General features: G+C 60.8%; 19 protein-coding genes. 10 read left to right on the top strand and 9 right to left on the bottom strand.

The window, feature by feature from the left end; genetic code table 11:
• Window positions 1-178: 178 nt before the first annotated feature.
• The 7 genes from OC71_RS13705 to bioB form a co-directional block, all read right to left on the bottom strand.
• A complete protein-coding gene (locus OC71_RS13705) occupies window positions 179-1,984 on the bottom strand; it encodes a phenylacyl-CoA dehydrogenase (RefSeq protein WP_041069986.1) in 1,806 nt (601 codons plus the stop codon).
• A gap of 276 nt (window positions 1,985-2,260) precedes the next feature.
• Window positions 2,261-2,557 carry a hypothetical protein gene (locus tag OC71_RS13700; RefSeq protein ID WP_041069983.1) on the bottom strand — a complete coding sequence of 99 codons (297 nt, stop codon included), beginning with the start codon at window positions 2,555-2,557 and terminating at the stop codon, window positions 2,261-2,263.
• Window positions 2,558-2,665: 108 nt separating this feature from the next.
• Complete coding sequence (bioD, locus tag OC71_RS13695) at window positions 2,666-3,346, bottom strand: dethiobiotin synthase (protein WP_041069980.1); 681 nt, start codon at window positions 3,344-3,346, stop codon at window positions 2,666-2,668.
• Window positions 3,343-4,155: a malonyl-ACP O-methyltransferase BioC gene (gene bioC / locus OC71_RS13690; protein ID WP_041069977.1), complete on the bottom strand. Its 813-nt coding sequence runs from the start codon at window positions 4,153-4,155 to the stop codon at window positions 3,343-3,345. Before bioC ends, bioD begins: the two co-directional genes overlap by 4 nt.
• Window positions 4,148-4,879, bottom strand: coding sequence for an alpha/beta fold hydrolase (locus OC71_RS13685; RefSeq protein WP_041069975.1), 732 nt, complete (start codon window positions 4,877-4,879; stop codon window positions 4,148-4,150). Before OC71_RS13685 ends, bioC begins: the two co-directional genes overlap by 8 nt.
• Window positions 4,872-6,050, bottom strand: coding sequence for an 8-amino-7-oxononanoate synthase (gene bioF / locus OC71_RS13680; protein WP_041069972.1), 1,179 nt, complete (start codon window positions 6,048-6,050; stop codon window positions 4,872-4,874). The genes OC71_RS13685 and bioF overlap by 8 nt, the downstream gene beginning before the upstream one ends.
• A 161-nt stretch (window positions 6,051-6,211) precedes the next feature.
• On the bottom strand, window positions 6,212-7,267 hold the full coding sequence (gene bioB / locus OC71_RS13675; RefSeq protein ID WP_041069969.1) for a biotin synthase BioB: 1,056 nt from the start codon (window positions 7,265-7,267) through the stop codon (window positions 6,212-6,214).
• Window positions 7,268-7,358: 91 nt separating this feature from the next.
• Here bioB and OC71_RS13670 point away from each other — a divergent pair, with 91 nt between their 5' ends.
• The 5 genes from OC71_RS13670 to rarD all read left to right on the top strand — a co-directional run bounded on the left by OC71_RS13670 (window position 7,359) and on the right by rarD (window position 13,137).
• Window positions 7,359-8,093: a ComF family protein gene (locus OC71_RS13670; protein ID WP_041069967.1), complete on the top strand. Its 735-nt coding sequence runs from the start codon at window positions 7,359-7,361 to the stop codon at window positions 8,091-8,093.
• Between the two features lie 101 nt (window positions 8,094-8,194).
• Window positions 8,195-8,959: a TOBE domain-containing protein gene (locus OC71_RS13665; RefSeq protein WP_041069964.1), complete on the top strand. Its 765-nt coding sequence runs from the start codon at window positions 8,195-8,197 to the stop codon at window positions 8,957-8,959.
• A 70-nt stretch (window positions 8,960-9,029) separates the two neighbouring features.
• A complete protein-coding gene (locus tag OC71_RS13660; protein ID WP_041069962.1) occupies window positions 9,030-10,931 on the top strand; it encodes a PhoX family phosphatase in 1,902 nt (633 codons plus the stop codon).
• A gap of 183 nt (window positions 10,932-11,114) precedes the next feature.
• Window positions 11,115-12,089 (top strand): serine/threonine protein kinase, encoded by a 975-nt coding sequence (locus OC71_RS13655; protein ID WP_041069960.1) that lies wholly within the window; start codon window positions 11,115-11,117, stop codon window positions 12,087-12,089.
• Between the two features lie 160 nt (window positions 12,090-12,249).
• Window positions 12,250-13,137, top strand: coding sequence for an EamA family transporter RarD (rarD, locus tag OC71_RS13650; protein WP_041069958.1), 888 nt, complete (start codon window positions 12,250-12,252; stop codon window positions 13,135-13,137).
• Window positions 13,138-13,360: 223 nt separating this feature from the next.
• Here rarD and OC71_RS13645 read toward each other — a convergent pair whose 3' ends face one another.
• Complete coding sequence (locus OC71_RS13645) at window positions 13,361-13,879, bottom strand: glycine cleavage system protein R (protein WP_007966538.1); 519 nt, start codon at window positions 13,877-13,879, stop codon at window positions 13,361-13,363.
• 606 nt (window positions 13,880-14,485) lie between these two features.
• On the opposite strand from OC71_RS13645, the gene OC71_RS13640 reads away from it, so the two are divergent.
• Window positions 14,486-16,663, top strand: coding sequence for a malate synthase G (locus tag OC71_RS13640; RefSeq protein ID WP_041069955.1), 2,178 nt, complete (start codon window positions 14,486-14,488; stop codon window positions 16,661-16,663).
• Between the two features lie 243 nt (window positions 16,664-16,906).
• Here OC71_RS13640 and OC71_RS13635 read toward each other — a convergent pair whose 3' ends face one another.
• The gene (locus OC71_RS13635) at window positions 16,907-17,353 is read right to left on the bottom strand and encodes a response regulator (RefSeq protein WP_041069952.1); all 447 of its coding nucleotides are present in this window, start codon (window positions 17,351-17,353) and stop codon (window positions 16,907-16,909) included.
• 259 nt (window positions 17,354-17,612) lie between these two features.
• Here OC71_RS13635 and OC71_RS13630 point away from each other — a divergent pair, with 259 nt between their 5' ends.
• The 4 genes from OC71_RS13630 to OC71_RS13615 all read left to right on the top strand — a co-directional run bounded on the left by OC71_RS13630 (window position 17,613) and on the right by OC71_RS13615 (window position 21,953).
• Window positions 17,613-19,547, top strand: coding sequence for a putative nucleotidyltransferase substrate binding domain-containing protein (locus tag OC71_RS13630; protein ID WP_302480352.1), 1,935 nt, complete (start codon window positions 17,613-17,615; stop codon window positions 19,545-19,547).
• Window positions 19,544-20,251, top strand: a complete 708-nt coding sequence (locus OC71_RS13625; protein ID WP_041069947.1) for a PolC-type DNA polymerase III — start codon at window positions 19,544-19,546, stop codon at window positions 20,249-20,251. The genes OC71_RS13630 and OC71_RS13625 overlap by 4 nt, the downstream gene beginning before the upstream one ends.
• A gap of 215 nt (window positions 20,252-20,466) precedes the next feature.
• Window positions 20,467-20,985 carry an RNA polymerase sigma factor gene (locus OC71_RS13620; protein ID WP_041070166.1) on the top strand — a complete coding sequence of 173 codons (519 nt, stop codon included), beginning with the start codon at window positions 20,467-20,469 and terminating at the stop codon, window positions 20,983-20,985.
• Window positions 20,982-21,953, top strand: coding sequence for a FecR domain-containing protein (locus OC71_RS13615; RefSeq protein WP_041069944.1), 972 nt, complete (start codon window positions 20,982-20,984; stop codon window positions 21,951-21,953). The genes OC71_RS13620 and OC71_RS13615 overlap by 4 nt, the downstream gene beginning before the upstream one ends.
• Window positions 21,954-22,059: the final 106 nt, after the last annotated feature.

Genomic DNA, 22,059 nt, shown 5'->3' with positions numbered 1-22,059 from the left:
CCCGTCATATCAAAGAGATGGCATTGTGCCTGCAATGTGGCCAGTTAAGCACACACAATGTGATCCAGATCACAGGCAGTCTCTTTAACGGCAGAAAAGCCGGGTTGCTGAGCGATTCAGCAACAAAAAAAACCGCTGCCCCCGGAAGAGCAGCGGTTTGGTCAGACCGCGTTGAGGCTTAGTAGCCCAGTGCGAAGTCTTCTTCTTTCATGTCCATCAGGTTATTGGCGCCCGACAGCATGGTGGCCACGTGGGTACGGGTACGTGGCAGGATGCGCTGGAAGTAGAAGCGCGCGGTTTGCAGCTTGGCGGTGTAGAACGCCTCGTCGGTGGTGCCGGCAGCCAGTTTTTCAGCAGCCAGGCGCGCCATGTCAGCCCAGAAGTAGGCCAGGCAGGCGTAACCGGAGTACATCAGGTAGTCCACGGAGGCCGCGCCGACTTCTTCACGGTCTTTCATGGCTGCCATACCGACCTTCATGGTCAGCTCGCCCCATTCCTTGTTCAGTGCAGCCAGCGGTGCAACGAATTCTTTGACGGCTTCGTTGCCTTCGTTGTTCTGGCAGAACTTGTGAACGATCTTGGTGAAGCCTTTCAGAGCCTCGCCTTGAGTCATCAGCACTTTACGGCCCAGCAGGTCGAGTGCCTGGATACCGGTGGTGCCTTCGTACAGCATCGAAATGCGGCTGTCGCGAACGTTCTGCTCCATGCCCCACTCGGCGATGAAACCGTGACCACCGTAGATCTGCACGCCGTGGTTGGCGGCTTCGAAACCGACTTCGGTCATGAACGCCTTGGCGATCGGCGTCATGAACGCCAGCAGTGCGTCGGCCTTCTTCTTCTCTTCTTCGTCGACGCCGTACTTGACGATGTCGACCTGTTTGGCGGTGAAGTACACCATCGCGCGGTTGCCTTCGGCGAAGGCCTTCATGGTCAGCAGCATGCGACGTACGTCAGGGTGCACGATGATCGGGTCAGCGGCCTTGTCCGGCGCTTTCGGGCCAGTCAGAGAGCGCATTTGCAGACGATCACGAGCATATTTCAGGCCGCCCTGGAAGCCGATTTCGGCGTGGGCCAGACCTTGCAGCGCGGTACCCAGACGTGCGGTGTTCATGAAGGTGAACATGCAGTTCAGGCCTTTGTTCGCCGGGCCGATCAGGAAACCGGTGGCACCGTCGAAGTTCATCACGCAAGTGGCGTTGCCGTGAATGCCCATCTTGTGTTCCAGCGAGCCGCAGCTCACTGCGTTACGCGCACCGATGGTGCCATCGGCGTTCGGCAGGAATTTTGGAACGATGAACAGGGAAATGCCTTTGGTGCCAGCCGGTGCGTCCGGCAGGCGGGCCAGTACGATGTGGACGATGTTGTCGGCCATGTCGTGTTCACCGGCCGAGATGAAGATCTTGGTCCCGGAAACCTTGTAGGAGCCATCGGCCTGAGGTTCGGCCTTGGTGCGCAGCATGCCCAGGTCGGTGCCGCAGTGCGGTTCGGTCAGGCACATGGTGCCGGTCCACTCGCCGGAAACCAGTTTGGTCAAATAGGCTTCTTGCTGCTCAGGGGTGCCGTGCTCGGAGATGGTGTTCATCGCGCCGTGCGACAGGCCCGGGTACATGCCCCACGACCAGTTGGCTTCACCGACCATTTCGCTCACAGCCAGACCCAGCGACTCCGGCAGGCCCTGACCGCCGTGCTCGACGTCGTGCGCCAAGCTCGGCCAGCCGCCTTCGACGAATTGCTTGTAAGCCTCTTTGAAGCCAGTCGGGGTTTTCACACCGGACTCGCTCCAGGTGCAGCCTTCGAGGTCGCCCACGCGGTTCAGCGGTGCCAATACCTGCTCACAAAACTTGGCGCCTTCTTCGAGGATGGCGTCAACCATGTCCGGCGTTGCTTCGGAGCAAGCTGGAAGGCTCTGATAGTGCGCTTCGTAGCCGAGCAGTTCGTCACGAACGAAGCGAATATCACGCAAGGGGGCCTTGTAGTCAGGCATAGCGATAAACCTCTGCTGATGTAACCGGGAATGAACGACCGTGTTGATTTGTTATGACGGTCAAACAGTTGTTTGAAACATACGTTTACGCCGAAATCTTGTCAAGCGTCGATCTTTTGCCGTTCGTCATGACTTTTTTCAAACGCCGGACACAGCAAACGGCCATGGGCTGCAAAGCGCCACGAGCAATGAAAAAAGATTAGTTGAGGGAGAAGGACTTACAACGAAAAACGCCGCGACAAAGCGCGGCGTTCAGCAGGCAGGGACCGCAAAAAATCAGGCAAACGTATCAATGATCGTACCGAGCATTTCATCGGAAGCCTTGGCAACCTTGGTGCCCAGCTCCACCTGAAATTTGCCCTGGGCCATTTCGGCCATGGCGCTGCCCGGATCCATTTGCTGACTGCGGTCGATACCGCGCAGACGATCGACCTGCGCTTCGGAAGACTGGCTGGTAACCGAACGCTCGATCGTATTATTGGCGATCTGGCTGGCAGCCTGATCGACACGATTCTGCCCGGTTTGAATGGTGCTCAAACCCGCATAAAAAGCTGTGTTACCGGTGATTTCCATGGGAGTTCTCATCCTTGGGAAGGATCAATGGTTGCCATTGAAGCAGAGGTGCCAGAAAAACACCCGTCAAAAATACTGATGGCACAGTGCCCTGTCATAGCAAAAGCATTAGTCCAGCAGATCGAGTTGCAAGTGGGCAGCCACTGCTTCGGCACTGAGTGCCTTGAGTTTCGGCACGCGCCCCAGACACGGCGCGGGAAGCCGCTCGGCCAGCGTCGCCAGATTCTCTTCCAGCCGCGAGGTCTTCGGATCGATGATATTCGCCACCCAACCGGCCAGTTGCAGGCCATCGCGGGCAATTGCCTCGGCCGTCAGCAAGGCATGACTGATACAGCCCAGGCGCACGCCCACCACCAGAATCACCGGCAGCTTCAGCGCGATGGCCAGATCCGACAGATTGTCCTGATCCGCCAACGGTACTCGCCAGCCACCGGCCCCCTCAATCAAGGTGAAATCGGCATTCAGCGCCAGAATTTCGCGCATCGGCGCCAACAGCGATTGCACGGTCAGCGCGACACCCGCCTCGCGCGCCGCCAGATGCGGCGCGATGGCCAGCTCGAACGCGACCGGATTGACCTGTTGATAAGTCAGCGACACCGAACATTCAGCCAACAACGCCAGCGCGTCCGCATTGCGCAAGCCCTTGGCGGTTACCTCGCACCCCGAAGCCACCGGTTTGCCCGCCGCCGTACTCAGCCCCGCCGAGCGCGCAGCATGCAGCAATCCGGCTGCCACAGTGGTCTTGCCGACATCGGTGTCAGTCCCGGTGATGAAATAGGCTGCGCTCATAAGGGTTTCTCCAACACCGCGTAAACCACCTGGTAAGTCGCTGGCAATCCCTGCGGCTGACGGAACTGTTCGTACGCCTCGATCAGGCCGAGGATCCGCGCCCGCCCGGTCAAACCGCCCGGCCGCCCGGGGTTCAGATTGTGCGCACCGAGCGCCTTGAGTTCGTGGGTCAGGTTGCGCACATCCGGGTAGTGCAGCACATGCGCCTGATTCTGCAGACTCACCGAACGCAAGCCACTGGCGGCGCACAACTGCTCATACCGGGCGAATTCGCGGAAGCGGTTGACGTGCACCAGCCCATCGACCTGCCGCCAACTGTCGCGCAATTCGTACAACGTCCCGACACAAAGACTAGCAAACGCGAAAATCCCGCCCGGCTTGAGCACACGAAAAGCTTCGCTGAGCACCGATTCGAAGTCCGCACACCACTGCACCGCGAGGCTGGAGAAGATCAGCTCGCAGGTCGAATCCTGCAATGGCAGACGCTCCGCATCACCCGCGATGAAATGCTGCGCGCCGCCCAGTGGCCGTGCGTGACCGAGCATGCCCTCGGCGATATCCAGTGCCAGCCCCTGCCCCTCGACATATCGCTCGGCCAATGCGCGAGTGAAATAGCCGGTGCCGCAGCCAAGATCCAGCCAGCGCGACGGCAGAAAATCTTCCGGCAACCGCTGCAGCAACTGTGAGCCGACATCACGCTGCAATTCGGCAACACTGTCGTAACTGGCCGCCGCACGGGAGAAAGAGGCCGCGACCTGGCGCTTGTCGGGCAAGCCGCCGGGCAGCGCAACAAGAGACAAATCAGTCATCACCGCACTCGTGTAGAAAAGCCTGGATCGCACCCGCCACGCCATGGGGGTCTTCCAGAAGAAACGCATGACTGGCCTGCTCGATCAGACCAATTTCGATATCCGGCAACAGCGCGAACAACGCCCCCGCCGCTTCCGCTGGCACCAAACCGTCCTGCCCGGCGAACAAGTGCAACTGGGGACCGCGAAACGCCTGCAACGCTTCACGGGTATCCAGTTGGGCGAGCAGTTCCAGCCCGGCCAACAAGGTTTCGGGGGCCGCATTCGGCGCGCCGCCCAGCATCAGCCGCGACAAGCCGCGCGGCTCTTGCGCGCCCTGAGCACACAACAACGAGAACCGTTTGAGGGTCAGCCGCGGATCGGCTTGGCAGCCGGCAAGAAATGCATCGAACGTCTCGTCCGGCATCGCACTCGGCCAAAGCTCGTGGGCCACGAAAGAAGGATTGCTCGCCAGCGTCAGCAGACCGCAGCAACGCTCGCCGCGCCGTGCTGCCAACTCAGAGGCAAGCATGCCGCCCAGCGACCAGCCGCCCAGCCACACATCCTGAGGAATACGTTCATCGAGATCGTCGAGCCACTCCTGCAAGTCGCTCGAATCAAGCTCGGGCAACGGCTCGATCTCGACATACAGATGCTCGTCGAGTCCCTGTAACGCTGCGGTCAAAGGCTCCAGCGGCGAAATACCAAGGCCCCAGCCCGGCAGCAGAATCAGACGATCACGCATGGATTGGCTCCGGCGGCAGTTGGGCAAAGCAATCGGCCAGTCCTTCCAACAATAGCTGCACCTGCGCGTCGCTGTGGGCAGCGGTCAGGGTCACGCGCAGGCGTGCGCTGCCCGCCGGGACGGTCGGCGGACGGATTGCCGTGACCATCAAGCCGCGCTCGCGCAGCATCTGCGACAGGCGCACGGCGCGACCGGCATCGCCGATCAGAATCGGCTGGATCGGGGTGAAGCTGTCCATCAATTGCAGGCCGATCTGCTCGGCGCCGTGGCGGAACTGGCGGATCAGCGTCTGCAAATGTTCACGACGCCAGTGTTCCGTGCGCAGTAATTCCAGACTTTTCAGCGTTGCGCAGGCCAGCGCCGGTGGCTGGCTGGTGGTGTAGATGTACGGCCGGGCAAACTGGATCAGGCATTCGATCAGCTCTTCGCTGCCGGCGACAAAAGCACCCGCCGTGCCGAACGCCTTGCCGAGGGTGCCGACCAGCACCGGCACATCGTCCTGACTCAAGCCGAAATGCTCGACGATCCCGCCGCCATTCGCGCCGAGCGGGCCGAAGCCATGGGCATCATCAACCATCAGCCACGCGCCCCTGGCCTTGGCTTCCCGGGCCAGCGCGGGCAGATCGGCAATGTCGCCGTCCATGCTGAACACGCCGTCGGTGACCACCAGCGTGTTGCCGGTGGCTTTCTCCAGACGCTTGGCCAGGCTGTCGGCGTCGTTGTGCAGATAACGATTGAAACGCGCGCCGGACAACAGACCGGCATCCAGCAACGAGGCGTGATTGAGGCGATCTTCCAGCACCGTATCGCCCTGCCCGACCAGTGCCGTGACCGCACCGAGGTTGGCCATGTAGCCAGTGGTGAACAGCAAAGCACGTGGCCGGCCAGTGAGATCGGCGAGGGCTTCTTCCAGGGCGTGATGCGGACCGCTGTGACCGATCACCAGATGCGACGCGCCGCCGCCCACGCCCCAGCGCTCGGCACCGGCGCGCCAGGCTTCGATCACCTGCGGGTGATTGGCCAGACCAAGGTAGTCGTTATTGCAGAACGCCAGCAACGGCTGCCCGTCGACTACCACTTCAGGCCCCTGCGGGGACTCGAGCAACGGACGCTGGCGATAGAGATTTTCGGCACGGCGGGCAGCAAGGCGTGCGGCGAGATCGAAAGACATGCAGGCCTCGACAGTCAGATCAGATGAATCAAGACGGACACAGACCCTGTGGGAGCTGGCTTGCCAGCGATGACGGTGGCACATTCAACATAGATGTCGACAGCCACTCCGCTATCGCTGGCAAGCCAGCTCCCACAGTGTTTTGCATCGCATCAAAAAACTTAGATGGCAGCGTTATAGAACTGCTCGCTGCTCTTCTGCTCCACCAGCGCCTGCTCGATCGCGGCCTGATGCACTTCATCGGCATGCTCTTCACGGGCTTCTGGCTGAATACCCAGACGCGCGAACAGTTGCATGTCCTTGTCAGCCTGCGGGTTGGCAGTGGTCAGCAGTTTGTCGCCGTAAAAAATCGAGTTGGCACCGGCAAAGAATGCCAACGCCTGCATCTGCTCGTTCATCGCTTCGCGGCCGGCGGACAGGCGCACGTGGGATTGCGGCATGAGGATGCGCGCCACGGCGAGCATGCGGATGAAATCGAACGGATCGACGTCGTCGGCGTTTTCCAGCGGCGTACCGGCCACTTTCACCAGCATGTTGATCGGCACCGACTCCGGATGCTCCGGCAGGTTAGCCAACTGGATCAGCAGGTTGGCGCGGTCGTCCAGCGACTCGCCCATGCCGAGAATGCCGCCGGAGCAGATCTTCATCCCCGACTCACGCACGTAGGCCAGGGTCTGCAGGCGCTCGCTGTAAGTGCGGGTGGTGATGATGCTGCCGTAGAACTCCGGCGAGGTGTCGAGGTTGTGGTTGTAGTAATCCAGGCCAGCCTTGGCCAGCGCTTCGGTCTGCTCCTGATCGAGACGCCCAAGGGTCATGCAGGTTTCCAGACCCATGGCTTTCACGCCTTCGACCATCTTCAGCACGTACGGCATGTCTTTGGCGGACGGGTGCTTCCACGCCGCGCCCATGCAGAAACGCGTGGAGCCGATGGCTTTGGCGCGGGCAGCCTCCTCGAGGACTTTCTGCACTTCCATCAGCTTTTCTTTTTCCAGGCCGGTGTTGTAGTGACCGGACTGCGGGCAGTACTTGCAGTCTTCCGGGCAGGCACCGGTCTTGATCGACAGCAGGGTCGAAACCTGCACGCGGTTGGCGTTGAAATGTGCGCGGTGCACCGTCTGCGCCTGGAACAGCAAGTCGTTGAATGGCTGTACGAAGAGCGCTTTGACTTCGGCTAAAGACCAGTCGTGACGCAGGTTGGCAGAGGTGCTGGCGCTCATGGGCAGTTCCTTGGTTATGCTTGGCTGGCGGCTGCGGGAACGGAATACCCACAGGCGCGACACGGATGTTCGGCATATTTAAGGAAGAGTCATGCGCTGTCAACCACGATACGCACAACAGGTTTACATCTGTTTAAAAAACGTACAGACCTGCTTGTTGTGCGATGAGCCCGCAGAAGCAGAATTGCCAATGTGCGTCGCCTGCGAAACCGAGCTGCCCTGGCTCGGCGACCAGTGCCAGACGTGCGCGTTGCCGATGCCGGCCGCCGGCCTGACCTGCAGCGAATGCCTGCTAGAGCCCCCGGCATTCGAACAGGTGGTCGTGCCGTGGCGCTATGACTTCCCGGTGGACAGTCTGATCACACGCTTTAAACACAAGGCGAAATGGCCGTTTGGTCACCTGCTCGCCGACGTTGCCGGACAATACCTGCAACATCGCTTCGATGAGGGATTGCCACGACCCGACGCGTTGGTGCCGGTGCCATTGGCGAGCAAACGACTGCGCCAACGCGGGTTCAATCAAGCGGCGATGCTCGGGCGATGGTTAAGCCAACAGCTGGATCTGCCTTTTGAGGAACAGGCGCTACGGCGGGTCCACGACACCAGCGCCCAGCAGGATCTCGACGCCAAAGCGCGCAAGCGCAATTTGCGTGATGCCTTCGCGCTGAACCCTGACACCGAGGTGAAAGGTCGGCACTTCGCATTGGTCGATGACGTGCTGACCACCGGCGCCACGGCCCAGGCATTGGCGCGACTGCTAAAAAATGCAGGCGCAGCGCGGGTTGACGTGTATTGCCTGGCGCGCACACCAAAACCAGGGAATTGAAGTCAGCACAATCCCCTTGTGGGAGGACAGTGTGTGGCTTGACTCTTGTGGCTCAAGCCGCCAACTTCACTTTCCACCGCCATCGTGAAAAGCCCCCCTCCATGTCCATGCCGTCTCTGTTATCCCAGCACATCGTCCGCCGTCCGCAGCGCATCGCCCTGCTGCAACACATTGCCGAACAGGGCTCGATCACCCGCGCCGCAAAAAGCGCCGGTTTGAGTTACAAAGCGGCATGGGATGCGATTGATGAGCTGAACAACCTGGCGCAGAAACCGCTGGTGGAACGTGCGGTCGGCGGCAAGGGCGGCGGCGGCGCCAGATTGTCCAGCGAAGGCGAACGGGTGTTGCGTCTGTATCAAAAGCTGCAAGCTTTACAGGCACAGGTGCTGGAGGCCGCTGAGGACGCCAGCGATCTGGATCTGCTTGGGCGATTGATGCTCAGAACCAGCGCCCGCAATCAACTGCACGGCAAAGTCGTGAGCATCGAAGGTCAGGGCCGCAATGACTTGATCCGCCTCGAACTGGCTGAAGGCCTGTGGATCAATGCACAGATCACCCACGACAGCACCGTGCATCTGGAACTGCAACCGGGCACTGAAGTGGTGGCATTGATCAAGGCCGGCTGGCTTGAATTGTTGGCGGCGGATCAAGCGGCAACATCTGGACACAATCTTCTCAAAGGCACCCTCGAAGCCATTCTCGATGCCGAAGACGGCCCCAGCGAAGTGCGCATCGCTTTGCCCAACGGCCAGACGCTCTGCGCTCTGGCTGAGCCGCTGCTGCTTCGCACCCGCGGGCTGAGCGTCGGGCAACCGGTGCAGGTACAGTTTTCGCCGTCCAATGTGCTGATCGGCACGCCGCTGTAATCAAACGCTGCAACGAAAGCGTAATCGACGCTCATTAAGGTGGCTGCCAAAACCAAGCAGGGAGCCTGATGTGAGCCTATTAGAAGAAAACCAATCGACAGACCTGGAAAAAATGGTCGGCCTCAGCCGTCGCGGTTTCATCAGCGCCGGTGCGCTGTGCGGCGCCGCCATGTTCCTCGGCGGCAACCTGCTCAGCCGCAGCGCGCTGGCCACCGGCATCAGCGCCGGCAACAGCCGCCTGCTCGGTTTCGAGAGCATTCCCGCCGCGACCACCGACGTCATCAGCCTGCCCAAGGGCTACAAGTCCTCGGTGCTGATCAGTTGGGGTCAGCCATTGCACAAGAACGGCCCGGCATTCGACCCGAGCGGCAATGGCACCGCCGCCGCACAGGAAGTGCAGTTCGGTGACAACAACGACGGCATGAGCCTGTTCGAATTCCCCGACGACAGAAACCGCGCGTTGATGGCGATCAACAACGAATACACCAACTACCGCTACCTCTACCCGCACGGCGGCATGCCGCAATCGGCCGAAGACGTGCGCAAGGCGCTGGCCTGCGAAGGTGTGTCGGTGATCGAAGTGCAGCGCAAGAACGGCCAATGGCAGTTCGTCCAGGGCTCGCGCTACAACCGGCGCATCCACGGCAACTCGCCGCTGCGCATCAGCGGCCCGGCGGCGGGTCACGAGCTGATGAAGACGGCCGCCGACAAGCACGGCAAGAAAGTCCTCGGCACCTTCCAGAACTGCGCCAACGGCAAGACACCGTGGGGCACCTATCTGACCTGCGAAGAAAACTTCACCGACTGCTTTGGCAGCAGCAACGCCCAGCAGCAGTTCGACCCGGCGCAGAAGCGTTACGGTGTGTCGGCGGCCAGCCGCGAGATCAACTGGCATCCGTTCGATCCACGCTTCGACATGGCCAAGAACCCCAACGAGCTCAACCGTCACGGCTGGGTGGTCGAGATCGATCCGTTCGATCCGCAATCGACCCCGGTCAAACGTACCGCGCTGGGTCGCTTCAAACATGAAAACGCCGCGCTGGCCGAGACCGACGACGGCCGCGCCGTGGTGTACATGGGCGACGACGAACGTGGCGAGTTCATCTACAAATTCGTCAGCCGCGACCGCATCAACCACCGCAACGCCAAGGCCAACCGCAACATCCTCGACCACGGCACTTTGTACGTGGCGAAATTCGATGCCGGTGACGGCAACCCGGATCATCCGAAAGGCCAGGGCCAGTGGATCGAACTGACCCATGGCAAGAACGGCATCGACGCCAGCAGCGGTTTCGCAGATCAGGCCGAAGTGCTGATCCACGCCCGCCTCGCCGCCAGCGTGGTCGGCGCCACGCGCATGGACCGCCCGGAATGGATTGTGGTCAGCCCGAAGGACGGCCAGGTCTATTGCACCCTGACCAACAACGCCAAGCGCGGCGAAGACGGGCAGCCGGTGGGCGGGCCGAACCCGCGCGCGAAAAACGTCTACGGGCAGATCCTGCGCTGGCGCACCGACCGCGACGATCACGCCTCGAAGACCTTCGCCTGGGATCTGTTTGTGGTCGCCGGCAATCCAGGCGTCCATGCCGGTACGCCGAAGGGCGGTTCGTCGAACATCACCTCGCAGAACATGTTCAACAGCCCCGACGGGCTGGGCTTCGACAAGGCCGGGCGCTTGTGGATTCTGACGGACGGCGACTCAAGCAATGCCGGCGACTTTGCCGGGATGGGCAACAACCAGATGCTCTGTGCCGACCCCAAGACCGGCGAGATTCGCCGCTTCATGGTCGGGCCGATTGGTTGCGAAGTCACCGGGATCAGCTTCTCGCCGGACCAGAAGACCCTGTTTGTCGGGATTCAGCACCCGGGCGAGAACGGTGGTTCGACCTTCCCCGAGCATCTGCCCAATGGCAAGCCGCGTTCATCGGTGATGGCGATTACCCGTGAGGACGGTGGAATCGTCGGCGCCTGACAGGCCCTAATCGCTGGCAAGCCAGCTCCCACAGGTTCTGCGCTGATTTGAAAATAGTGCAAGACTTTGTGGGAGCTGGCTTGCCAGCGATAGCGTCCTCCCAGACACCAACCCACTCCCCCGCTGCCATCTGCGCTACCATGCTGGGCCGGACGCGGCAGCCTGCTGCGCGCAGGAGTCAGCATGGCCCACCCGTTTGAAACCCTTACACCCGATCTCGTGCTCGATGCCGTCGAAAGCATCGGTTTCCTCAGTGATGCGCGCATTCTCGCGCTCAACAGCTACGAAAACCGCGTCTATCAGGTCGGCATCGAAGACTCCGAACCGCTGATCGCCAAGTTCTATCGCCCGCAGCGCTGGACCAATGACGCCATCCTCGAAGAACACCAGTTCACCTTCGAACTGGCCGACGTCGAAATCCCGGTGGTGGCGCCGCTGATCCACAACGGCCAGACCCTGCACGAACACGCCGGTTTCCGTTTCACCCTGTTCCCGCGTCGCGGCGGCCGTGCGCCGGAGCCGGGTAATCTCGATCAGTTGTATCGCCTCGGCCAGTTGCTCGGGCGCATTCATGCGGTCGGCGCCACCAAGCCGTTCGAACACCGTGAAGCACTCGGCGTGCAGAACTTCGGCCATGCCTCGCTGGCAACATTGCTTGAAGGCAACTTCATCCCCAAGAGCCTGCTGCCTGCCTATGAGTCTGTGGCCCGCGACTTGCTCAAGCGTGTCGAAGACGTCTACGCCGCCACGCCGCACCAGAACATCCGCATGCACGGCGACTGCCACCCCGGCAACATGATGTGCCGCGATGAAATGTTCCACATCGTCGACCTCGACGACTGCCGCATGGGCCCGGCCGTGCAGGACATCTGGATGATGCTGGCGGGCGATCGTCAGGAATGCCTCGGCCAGCTCTCGGAACTGATGGACGGCTACAACGAATTCCACGACTTCGATCCGCGCGAACTGGCGCTGATCGAACCGCTGCGCGCCCTGCGGCTGATGCACTACAGCGCGTGGCTGGCGCGGCGCTGGGACGACCCGGCGTTTCCGCACAGCTTTCCGTGGTTCGGCACCGAACGGTATTGGGGCGATCAAGTGTTGGCGCTGCGTGAGCAACTGTCGGCGCTCAACGAAGAACCTTTGAAATTGTTCTGAATTCAAGATCAAAAGATCGCAGCCTTCGGCAGCTCCTACATGGATCGCATTCCCCTGCAGGAGCTGCCGAAGGCTGCGATCTTTTCGCTTTCTGACACGACACATCTATACAACCTCCTTACAATCCCTCCTTTGTTAGCTGCCTAAGCAAGGATTCTGCATGCAAGCCGCCAACCCGCGTCGCGGGTACATTCTGGGCCTGAGTGCCTACATCATCTGGGGCCTGTTCCCGATCTACTTCAAAGCCATCGCCGAAGTACCCGCTGTCGAGATCATCATTCACCGGGTGCTGTGGTCGGCGCTGTTCGGCGCCCTGTTGCTGATGGTGTGGAAGCATCCGGGCTGGTTGCGTGAATTGCTCGACAACCCCAAACGCCTGGCGATTCTGGCCCTGAGCGGTACCTTGATCGCGGCCAACTGGCTGACCTACGTGTGGTCGGTGAACAACGGACGCATGCTCGAAGCGAGTCTCGGTTACTACATCAACCCGCTGGTCAACGTGCTGTTGGGGATGCTGATTCTCGGCGAACGCCTGCGGCGCATGCAGTGGATCGCCGTGGGGCTGGCGGCCATCGGCGTGGCGCAGCAAGTGTGGCAGGTCGGCAGTCTGCCGTGGGTGTCGCTGGTGCTGGCGCTGACCTTTGGTTTTTACGGTTTGATCCGCAAACAGGCGCCGGTCAAAGCCTTGCCGGGGCTGGTAGTGGAAACCTGGATGCTGGTGCCGATCGCTATTGCCTGGCTGTTGTTCAACCAGACCGCGACCAGTGCACAACCCGAATTCTGGACCACCTCGCAAGCTTGGTGGCTGGTAGCCGCCGGCCCGGTGACACTGGTGCCGCTGGTGTGCTTCAACGCTGCCACGCGCCACCTGCCTTACACCACCATCGGCTTCCTGCAATACCTGGCACCAACGCTGGTGCTGCTGCAGGCGGTGTTGCTGTTTGGTGAGCATCTGTCGTCGAGCACGCTGATCGCGTTCATCTTTATCTGGGCAGGTCTGGCCGTTTATAGCGTCGATGCGGTGATCAGTCTGCGTCGGCGCAGCTGATCAAAAAACGCACAAAGCTTTGCAGGCCACGATTCTCGTGGCCTGCAACGTTCCTTCCCAAGGTTATCCACAGCGTGATCCCCGCCGTTTGTGCGCAAGTCACTGAATGCTGGCGGTTTTTTGATCAGTTCCCGGCAAGCCACAGCCTGCGTGGCGTTGCGCCCGGTCTCTACAGGTTATCCACAGGCAGGTGCACGTTAAAACTGGATAACCCTGGCGGCGCTTAAACGTCTGTGCGTAACACCAGTTCGACCATCAGATCATCGGCCAGGGTTTCCAGGCGCGATTGCAGCACGTCCAGCGACAGGGTCAGCGGCACCGCGAGAATCGCTTCAGCGTGGAATAACGGCTCGCTGCTCATCGGTGCCGGGCGCACTTCGGTCACCAGCCGTTCGAGGTTCACCCCCTGCTCGCTGAGCAAACGGGTGATGTCGCGCACGATGCCCGGACGGTCGTTGCCCACCAGCTCCATGGCGATCGGTTTCCAGGTGCAAGACTGCTCGATGCCGCTCTCGGCAATCAGCACGCGAATGCCCTGCGCCGACAATGCTTGTAGGGAATCGACTAATTCGTCGTAAGCCTCCGCCGGCACGCCCACCCGCAGAATCCCCGCGAACTGCCCGGCCATCCGTGACATGCGGCTTTCCAGCCAGTTACCGCCATGCTCGGCGATGCATTGGGCGATGCGCTCGACCTGCCCGGGCTTGTCCGGAGCAAACACAGTGAGTACGAGATGGTCCATGGCGCAGCCCTCTTGTCATGACTTTTGTTATAGAAAGGCAAGTATAGGCAAGGGCCGACATTCAGCCGCCATGCTCAAGTGAACATCACCTGTGGCGAGGGAGCTTGCTCCCGCTGGCGGCCGCAGGACGCCCTCTTCAGTCAGTAATATCTTTTGCGGATGCTTCGCACCCGAGCGGGAGCAAGCTCCCTCGCCACAAATGCAGGCGCAACGAAGCTGAATGGGAGCTGCACAGCATTTATGTGTACAACTTTTTATATTTAACTGGAACAATCTGCTGGTTTTTTGAGAACATCCCGTTCCGCGACGTGACCGCAATGCGTCATGAGGTCGCAGAACGACGTAATTAGTCTGATTTTCACAAGCGCAACTCATCATGTAGTATGCCGCAGCGCGCACTACATAACGCTGGATCGATGTCTGCCCAAGGCACGTTCGCAATCCTGAAAGCCCCGTCAGCAAGGCCCCCAAGCCGTTGATTGGTCCCAGCCCAGCCGCCAGCAATGGCATGTACTGGTCGGAAGGTTTGTGGTTTAAATGGCCAGAGGCTTCATTGTTAAATTGAAGAGCTGAAAAGCGAAATAGCTGAGCAGAGTGAGGCAAGCAATGACTGAACACGTTCAAGTCGGTGGCCTGCAGGTCGCCAAAGTCCTGTTCGACTTCGTGAACAACGAAGCCATTCCCGGTACCGGCCTCACCGCCGAAAAATTCTGGGAAGGTGCCGACAAGGTCATTCATGACCTGGCGCCGAAGAACAAAGCCCTACTCGCCAAACGCGATGACTTCCAGGCTCGTCTTGATGCCTGGCATCAGGAACACGCCGGCCAGGCGCACGACGCCGTGGCCTACAAAGCCTTCCTGCAAGAAATCGGTTATCTGCTGCCAGAAGCGGCTGATTTCCAGGCAACGACGCAAAACGTCGATGATGAAATCGCCCGCACCGCCGGCCCGCAACTCGTGGTGCCGGTGATGAACGCCCGCTTCGCCCTCAATGCCTCGAACGCCCGCTGGGGTTCGCTGTACGACGCCCTGTATGGCACCGACGCGATCAGCGAAGACGGTGGCGCGGAAAAAGGCAAAGGCTACAACAAGGTGCGTGGCGACAAAGTCATCGCCTTCGCCCGTGCGTTCCTCGACGAAGCGGCGCCACTGGCTGCCGGCTCTCATGTCGACTCCACCGGTTACAAGATCGCTGACGGCAAACTGCTGGTCTCCCTCAAGGGCGGCAGCAACACCGGTCTGCGCGACGATGCTCATCTGATCGGTTTCCAGGGCGATGCCAATGCCCCGATCGCGATCCTGCTGAAAAACCACGGTCTGCATTTCGAAATCCAGATCGACGCCAGCACCCCGGTCGGCCAGACCGACGCCGCCGGCGTCAAAGACATCCTGATGGAAGCGGCACTGACCACCATCATGGACTGCGAAGACTCCGTGGCCGCCGTCGATGCCGACGACAAAGTGGTGATCTACCGCAACTGGCTCGGCCTGATGAAGGGCGACCTGTCCGAAGAAGTCACCAAGGGCGGCCAGACCTTCACCCGCACCATGAACCCGGATCGCACCTACACCAAGGTCGATGGCAGTGAACTGACCCTGCACGGTCGCTCGCTGTTGTTCGTGCGTAACGTCGGTCACCTGATGACCATCGATGCGATCCTCGATAAGGATGGCAACGAAGTGCCGGAAGGCATCCTCGATGGTCTGGTGACCTGTCTGGCGGCGATGCACAACCTCAACGGCAACACCTCGCGCAAGAACACTCGCACCGGCTCGGTCTACATCGTTAAACCGAAGATGCATGGCCCGGAAGAAGCGGCGTTCACCAACGAGCTGTTCGGTCGCATCGAAGACGTGCTGGGCCTTGCCCGCAACACCCTGAAAGTCGGGATCATGGACGAGGAGCGCCGCACCACGGTCAACCTCAAGGCCTGCATCAAGGCGGCCAGCGAGCGCGTGGTGTTCATCAATACCGGTTTCCTCGACCGTACCGGCGACGAAATCCACACCTCCATGGAAGCCGGCCCGATGGTGCGCAAGGCCGACATGAAGACCGAAAAGTGGATCGGCGCCTACGAGAACTGGAACGTCGATATCGGTCTGAGCACCGGCCTGCAAGGTCGTGCGCAAATCGGTAAAGGCATGTGGGCGATGCCCGACCTGATGGCAGCGATGCTCGAACAGAAAATCGCTCACCCGCTGGCCGGCGCCAACACCGCCTGGGTACCGTCGCCGACCGCTGCTGCGCTGCACGCGCTGCACTACCACAAGGTTGACGTGTTCGCCCGTCAGGCCGAACTGGCCAAGCGTGCCCGCGCTTCGGTGGACGACATCCTGACCATTCCGCTGGCGGTCAACCCGAGCTGGACGCCGGAGCAGATCAAGAACGAACTGGACAACAACGCCCAGGGCATTCTCGGTTACGTGGTGCGCTGGATCGACCAGGGCGTGGGTTGCTCGAAGGTGCCGGACATCAATGACGTCGGCCTGATGGAAGACCGTGCAACGCTGCGGATCTCCAGCCAGCACATCGCCAACTGGCTGCGCCACGGTATCGTCACCGAGGCGCAAGTGATGGAAAGCCTCAAGCGCATGGCGCCGGTGGTTGACCGGCAGAACGCCAACGACCCGCTGTACCGTCCGCTGGCACCGAACTTCGACAGCAATATCGCCTTCCAGGCGGCGGTCGAACTGGTGATCGAAGGCACCAAACAGCCGAACGGCTACACCGAGCCGGTCCTGCACCGTCGTCGTCGCGAGTTCAAGAAGGCCAATGGCCTGTAACTTGCGCTGACTGCCGGACATGAAAAAGCCCTGATCTTGCGATCAGGGCTTTTTTGTTTGGGCTGAAACCCCAAGCAGGCAGTAATCCCTGTGGCGAGGGAGCTTGCTCCCGCTCGGCGGCGCAGCCGTCGTAAATTCAGCGAATGCGATGTGTCAGGATTAATGTGGATGCAGGGTTTGGGGCCGCTTCGCAGCCCAGCGGGAGCAAGCTCCCTCGCCACAAGGGTAGCGGCTAAACACGATTTACGGTTCGATGCCCAATTCGTGTTTGACCAGGCCCAGCAACTTGGCCGTATCAATCGGCTTGAGCAGGAAATCCACCACGCTCAGATGCATCGCGGCAATCGCGTCTTTTACATCGGCATCGCCGGAAACAATGATGATCGGCATCGCTGCCCGCACCGATTCGCGTACCTGGCGGATCAAGTCCAGACCATCGACGTTGCCCATGCGCAGATCCGTGATCACCAGACCAATCGAGGGTTTTTCCGCGAGCATCTTCAGTGCGGTTTCACCGCTGGCGGCGGTCATGCAGTGAATACCGTCCAACGCGAGAATCTCCGACAACAGCTCCCGGGCGTCCTTGTCGTCATCGACGATCAGCACACGCTGCGGCGGCAAGTCGGGTTCGAGCATGACAGCGCTGAGCGCTTCACGCTCGGCGTCGCTCAAAATATCGTGGTCGGACATGGCACTCTCTACGTTTTCAATTCAGTCACCTGGCACAGTCGTCAGACATCGCTAAGCACAGCTTCAATGTGCACTTCGTCGGATTTTTTTCCAAGAGGCTGACGCGAGAATTTCCGACTGTTTTTGTAGGGTTCTTCCCAAATGTGCCGAACGGCAACCCCAACCTAGACTTACGTCCAATGGGCACCCTGCACGCAGGGGCCGACCATGGCTGCAACGATCCGACAACAACAATTCAAAAAAGACTGCGGTAATGGTTATGAGTAAAGCGGACGCCTTCACCCAGGCAGGGAAGACCGCGGTGTTGCAGAACATTCAGGGCACCCTGCAATTCCTCCAGCGCTTCCCGCCTTTCAATCAGATGGAACACGCCCACCTGGCTTTTCTGGTGGAGCAATGTCAGCTGCGCTTCTATGGCCAGGGCGAAAGCATCATCAAACCTGCCGACGGGCCGGTCGAATATTTCTACATCGTCAAACAGGGCCGCGTGATCGGCGAGCGTCAGCACATCACCCGGCCCGGCACCGAAACCACCTTCGAGATCACCACCGGCGAATGCTTTCCGCTGGCCGCACTGATTGGCGAACGGGCGACCCGCACCGAACACCTGGCCGGCGAAGACACCTTCTGCCTGCAACTGAACAAACCGGCGTTCATCAAGCTGTTCGCCCTGTCCAGCAGCTTCCGCGATTTCGCTTTGCGCGGGGTCAGCAGCCTGCTCGACCAGGTCAACCAGCAAGTCCAGCAGAAAGCCGTGGAAACCCTCGGAACCCAGTATTCGCTCAACACCCGCCTCGGCGAATTGGCGATGCGCCATCCGGTGACCTGCAGCCCCGACACACCACTGCGCGAAGCAGTGAAGCTGATGCACGAGCAACAAGTCGGCAGCATCGTCGCAGTGGATGAACACAAGGCGCCGTTGGGGATCTTCACCCTGCGCGATCTGCGCGAAGTGGTCGCCAATGGCAACGGTGATTTCAGCGAAGCCATCGAGCGCCACATGACCTGCTCGCCGTTCTTTCTGTCGCCCGATCACAGCGCCTTCGACGCGGCGATCGCCATGACCGAACGGCACATCGCCCACGTCTGTCTGGTCAAGGATCAGCGCTTGTGCGGCGTGGTCTCCGAGCGCGATCTGTTCTCCCTGCAACGGGTCGATCTGGTGCATCTGGCCCGGACCATCCGCAGCGCCCAGCGCATCGAGCAACTGGTGAGTCTGCGCGGCGAGATCGGCCAACTGGTCGAACGCATGTTGGCTCACGGTGCGTCCTCGACGCAGATCACTCACATCATCACCCTGCTCAACGACCACACCGTGTGCCGGGTGATCGAACTGACCCTCGCCGAAAAAGGCGACCCCGGCGTGCCGTTCAGTTGGTTGTGTTTCGGCAGTGAGGGCCGGCGCGAACAGACGCTGCACACCGATCAGGACAACGGCATTCTCTTCGAAGCACGGGACGCGGCGCAGGCGGCGGAGATTCGCGGCAAGCTGCTGCCGATCGCCCAGCAGATCAACCAGAGCCTGGCGCAGTGCGGCTTCAGCCTGTGCAAAGGCAACATCATGGCCGGCAACCCCGAGCTGTGCCTGTCCCGGGCAGAATGGGCGCGGCGCTTTGCAGCATTTATCCGCGAGGCGACGCCGGAGAACCTGCTCGGTTCGAGTATCTACTTCGACCTGCGAGTGGTCTGGGGCGACGAGAAAGGTTGCGCACAACTGCGCCGCGGGATTCTCGATCAGGTCGGCGACAACCGTTTGTTCCAGCGCATGATGGCCGAGAACGCGCTACGCAATCGCCCGCCCGTGGGGCGTTTCCGCGAGTTTGTGCTGGCGCGCAAAAACGGCGAGAAAGCCACTCTAGATCTCAAGGTCCAGGGCCTGACGCCCTTCGTCGACGGTGCACGCCTGTTGGCGCTGGCGCATGGCATCGAAACCAACAACACCCTCGAACGCTTGCGTCAGCTGGTCGAAAAACAAGTCATCGAACGGCTCGACGGCGCGGCTTATGAAGAGGCTTATCACTTCATCCAACAGACGCGCATGCAGCAGCATCAGATCCAGACCCGTGAGAATCTGCCCTGGTCCAACCGCGTCGACCCGGACAGCCTCAATCATCTGGACCGGCGCATCCTGCGTGAATCCCTGCGCCAGGCCCAGCGCCTGCAAAGCAGCCTGGCCTTGCGGTATCAGCTATGAGCCTGTTTTCGTGGCTGCGGCCGGCCAGCCCACTGCTGTCGGCAGACCTGCAACAGCGCCTGGCAAAACTGCCGACCATTGGCGAACTGAAAGAATGCAGCCTGCGCGAGCAGCGCTGGGTGGTGCTCGATCTGGAAACCACCGGGCTGAACCTGAACAAGGATCGCGTGTTGTCGATCGGTGCAGTGGTCATCGAGGACGGCGCAATCGACTTCAGCCAGCAGTTCGAACGCACCCTTCAATGCCGGGAGCTGAAGCTCAGCCCCAGTGTGTTGATTCATGGCCTGGGGCCGAACGCGATTGCCGCCGGCAGCGACCCGGCCGAAGCGCTGCTGGAGCTCATGGAGTTTATCGGCGACAGTCCGGTGCTGGCGTTTCATGCGCCCTTCGATCAGCACATGCTCGGACGCGCACTGAAGGAACACCTGGGCTACAAGCTGCAGAACGTGTTTCTGGATGTCGCGGACATGGCGCCGCTGTTGTGCCCGCAGGCGAATATTCGCGAGGCCGGGCTGGATGAATGGATCGACTGGTTCAAACTTGAGGTGTTCGAGCGGCACAACGCGAGCGCCGATGCGCTGGCCACAGCGGAGCTGGCGTTGATCCTGTTCTGCCGGGCGCGGCAGCAGCAGATTCATAGTCCATTGAATATGCAGCAGCGCTTGAGTCAATGGAAACGCCGTCAGCAGGCACCCTCCTTCTAGATTTTCGGCCGAACCACATCCCCTGTAGGAGCTGCCGCAGGCTGCGATCTGTTGATCTTGTTGTTAAAGCAAGATCAACAGATCGCAGCCTGCGGCAGCTCCTACAGGGCTCACCGTTAACTTCACCCGACCAGTGGCCAATTGCTAACCATTCCCACCTCTGCGAGAATCGCGAACAATTCTCGTTGGTTAACATTTCCCAATCGGTGCGTCTGGTGTCGTCAGTCCCAAGCCCTCACAGTGAAATCGTCGGTGCGTTGTATCGCGACCATCGCGGTTGGCTGCTGAGCTGGCTGCGGCGCAATGTAGCTTGCCCGCAACGGGCCGAAGACCTGAGCCAGGACACCTTCGTGCGCCTGCTCGGTCGCGATCAACTGCTGACCCCGCGCGAACCCCGGGCGTTTCTGGTGGCGATCGCCAAGGGCCTGTTGTTCGACTACTTCCGTCGCGCCGCGCTGGAACAGGCCTATCTCGCCGAATTGATGCTGATCCCCGAAGGCGAACAACCTTCGGTGGAGGAACAGCAGTTGATCCTGGAAGACCTCAAGGCCATCGACCGACTGCTCGGCAAACTGTCGACCAAGGCCCGCGCCGCTTTCCTTTATAACCGCCTCGACGGCCTCGGCCACGCCGAAATCGCCGCGAAGCTCGGCGTCTCGGTGCCGCGCGTGCGGCAATACCTCGCGCAAGGCATTCGCCAGTGCTACATCGCCCTCTACGGTGAGCCGACATGAATCCGGCCAGCTCCAAACCGGTCTCGGCCCAGGTGCTGGACGCGGCGATTGCCTGGCAATTGTCGCTGGATTCCGGCAGTCCGCTGGAGCGCGAGGAGTTCGCCAAATGGCATGCGGCCCATGAAGAACACGCCCGCGCCTGGCGCCAACTGGGCATGCTCGATCAGCGCTTCAACGTCGCCAACGGCCCGGCCCGCGCTGCGTTACTGCAATCGCGCGAAGGCATTCGGCGGCGCGTGCGCAAGCTCGGCAGTGGGTTGGCCAGCGTGGTGGCGGTGATTGGTCTGGCGCTGTTTGCCGGTGATCGGTATTTGCCGCTGGATTACTGGCTTGCCGATCAACGCACCGCCACCGGCGAACAGCGCACGGTACGCCTGGCCGATGGCACCGTGCTCAATCTCAACACCCACAGCGCGGTGGATGTGCGCTTCGATGCCAGGCAGCGGCTGATCGTATTGCAGGAAGGCGAGATCATGGTCGAGACCGGTCACGGTGATGCGCGGCCGTTCATCGTCGAAACCCGCGAAGGCAGCATGCGCGCATTGGGGACACGGTTTCTGGTCAAGCGTGAAGTCCAGGGCACGCGTCTGAGCGTCCTGCAATCGGCGGTGGCGGCGCATCCGCAAAGCCATCCTGAAGAACAGATCCTGCGCGAAGGCCAGCAAGTACTGATCCGCAATAACGGCCTCGACGCGGTCGCTGCGCTCACGCCCGGCGCCGATGCCTGGACCCGCGGCATGCTGGTGGTGGACAACGCTAGATTGGAAGATCTGGTGCGTGAGCTTGGACGCTACCGGCGCGGGCATCTGGGCGTGGCGCCGGAAGTCGCTGACCTGCGCATCACCGGCAGTTTCCCGCTGCACGACACCGACAAGGCCTTGAGCGCCCTGCTGCCGACCCTGCCGGTGCAGATCGAGCAGCACACGCCGTATTGGGTCACGGTGGCCAAAGCAGATACAAAACCCTGATTTATCTGGTGCCCGAGCGGCCGCCATCGCTGGCAAGCCAGCTCCCACAGAGATCGATGGTGAATACCAATTCTGTGAGCTGCGCTGAACCTGTGGGAGCTGGCTT

The organism is Pseudomonas sp. W15Feb9B (genome assembly GCF_000828175.1).
Taxonomy (GTDB): Bacteria; Pseudomonadota; Gammaproteobacteria; order Pseudomonadales; family Pseudomonadaceae; genus Aquipseudomonas; species Aquipseudomonas parakoreensis.
The sequence above is the reverse complement of the archived record's forward strand: the minus strand, read 5'-3'. Positions and strand labels throughout refer to the sequence as shown.

What these genes read in the sequence shown, in the direction of transcription:
- bioD (WP_041069980.1), bottom strand. Translation starts at nt 3,346, where the DNA reads ATGAGCGCAGCCTATTTCATCACCGGGACTGACACCGATGTCGGCAAG.
- OC71_RS13640 (WP_041069955.1), top strand. Translation starts at nt 14,486, where the DNA reads ATGACTGAACACGTTCAAGTCGGTGGCCTGCAGGTCGCCAAAGTCCTG.
- OC71_RS13655 (WP_041069960.1), top strand. Translation starts at nt 11,115, where the DNA reads ATGGCCCACCCGTTTGAAACCCTTACACCCGATCTCGTGCTCGATGCC.
- OC71_RS13670 (WP_041069967.1), top strand. Translation starts at nt 7,359, where the DNA reads ATGCGCTGTCAACCACGATACGCACAACAGGTTTACATCTGTTTAAAA.
- rarD (WP_041069958.1), top strand. Translation starts at nt 12,250, where the DNA reads ATGCAAGCCGCCAACCCGCGTCGCGGGTACATTCTGGGCCTGAGTGCC.
- bioB (WP_041069969.1), bottom strand. Translation starts at nt 7,267, where the DNA reads ATGAGCGCCAGCACCTCTGCCAACCTGCGTCACGACTGGTCTTTAGCC.
- OC71_RS13700 (WP_041069983.1), bottom strand. Translation starts at nt 2,557, where the DNA reads ATGGAAATCACCGGTAACACAGCTTTTTATGCGGGTTTGAGCACCATT.
- OC71_RS13705 (WP_041069986.1), bottom strand. Translation starts at nt 1,984, where the DNA reads ATGCCTGACTACAAGGCCCCCTTGCGTGATATTCGCTTCGTTCGTGAC.
- OC71_RS13635 (WP_041069952.1), bottom strand. Translation starts at nt 17,353, where the DNA reads ATGTCCGACCACGATATTTTGAGCGACGCCGAGCGTGAAGCGCTCAGC.
- OC71_RS13615 (WP_041069944.1), top strand. Translation starts at nt 20,982, where the DNA reads ATGAATCCGGCCAGCTCCAAACCGGTCTCGGCCCAGGTGCTGGACGCG.
- bioC (WP_041069977.1), bottom strand. Translation starts at nt 4,155, where the DNA reads ATGACTGATTTGTCTCTTGTTGCGCTGCCCGGCGGCTTGCCCGACAAG.
- bioF (WP_041069972.1), bottom strand. Translation starts at nt 6,050, where the DNA reads ATGTCTTTCGATCTCGCCGCACGCCTTGCTGCCCGCCGTGCCGAAAAT.
- OC71_RS13645 (WP_007966538.1), bottom strand. Translation starts at nt 13,879, where the DNA reads ATGGACCATCTCGTACTCACTGTGTTTGCTCCGGACAAGCCCGGGCAG.
- OC71_RS13625 (WP_041069947.1), top strand. Translation starts at nt 19,544, where the DNA reads ATGAGCCTGTTTTCGTGGCTGCGGCCGGCCAGCCCACTGCTGTCGGCA.
- OC71_RS13685 (WP_041069975.1), bottom strand. Translation starts at nt 4,879, where the DNA reads ATGCGTGATCGTCTGATTCTGCTGCCGGGCTGGGGCCTTGGTATTTCG.
- OC71_RS13630 (WP_302480352.1), top strand. Translation starts at nt 17,613, where the DNA reads ATGAGTAAAGCGGACGCCTTCACCCAGGCAGGGAAGACCGCGGTGTTG.
- OC71_RS13665 (WP_041069964.1), top strand. Translation starts at nt 8,195, where the DNA reads ATGTCCATGCCGTCTCTGTTATCCCAGCACATCGTCCGCCGTCCGCAG.